This window comes from Oleiphilus sp. HI0067 (assembly GCF_001635735.1).
The window spans coordinates 1-895 of sequence record NZ_LWFI01000059.1 but is presented as its reverse complement, the minus strand read 5'-3'; the positions used below and the strand labels follow the sequence as shown (position 1 = coordinate 895).

Sequence of the window (895 nt, the reverse complement as noted above, 5' to 3'; positions counted from 1 at the left end):
AGGGCGTCTGTTAGATGTTCAACAGCGCATCATTTCTCTTATTGATTTAGGCGGGCAATGGGCGGAATGTTTGGAGCTCATCGCGACAGAAATAGAGCGACTGATTCCGCGTGAAGATGCGTATTGCTCCATTCTCTTTCTGGATGGGAAACATCTACGCCATGGTGCAGCACCTAGCATCAGCAAGGAATATTCCGAGGCGATTGATGGCGCAGAAATCGGCCCTAATGTTGGGTCTTGCGGAACAGCGGCCTATACAGCGAAGAATGTGAATGTGTCGAGTATCGAAACGGATCCACTCTGGGCTGATTACAAAGGCTTAGCCTTAGGCGCGGGACTACGGGCATGCTGGTCTGTCCCGATTATGGCGAGTTATGGCTCAGTGCTTGGCAGTTTTGCCATTTATTTCGGCCACGAATGTGAGTATGACGCAGATCTTGTTGATCTGATTGAGCGCTTTTCTCATCTGGCAGGTTTAGTTCTAGAGAAAAAAATCAACGAAGGGAAATCAAGTCAGCTGCATAAAGCCTTACAACATAACAGCCATCGCTTTGAGAGCTTTGCTAGGGCGATGCCGGATCTAGTTCTCGTGTTCGATGAAGATGGCTATTACGTCGATATTTATGGCGGTGAGATGAAATCATTAGTCTTGCCTGCCAATATGCTTCTTGGGCAGAAATTGTCAGACATCCTCCCTCCTGCAATTAGCACAGCCATGCTCAATGTTATTCATGAGTGTCTCGATCAACAGAAACGTATGGTGTATGAGTATGAGCTAGATGTTCAAACGGGAAATCGTATTTTTGAAGCACGGGTTTCTCCTATTCCTGTTTACGATCTAGATCAGCCTGAAAAGGGGCATGTGATTTGGGTCGCACAAGATGTGTCAGAACGT

The 895-nt window shown here is 46.9% G+C and carries 1 protein-coding gene; it reads left to right on the top strand.

Annotation, left to right across the window (positions count from 1 at the left end; all coding sequences use genetic code 11):
- Positions 1 to 895: GAF domain-containing protein (locus A3739_RS01040; protein ID WP_156502221.1), on the top strand; the 895-nt coding region annotated here is incomplete at both ends.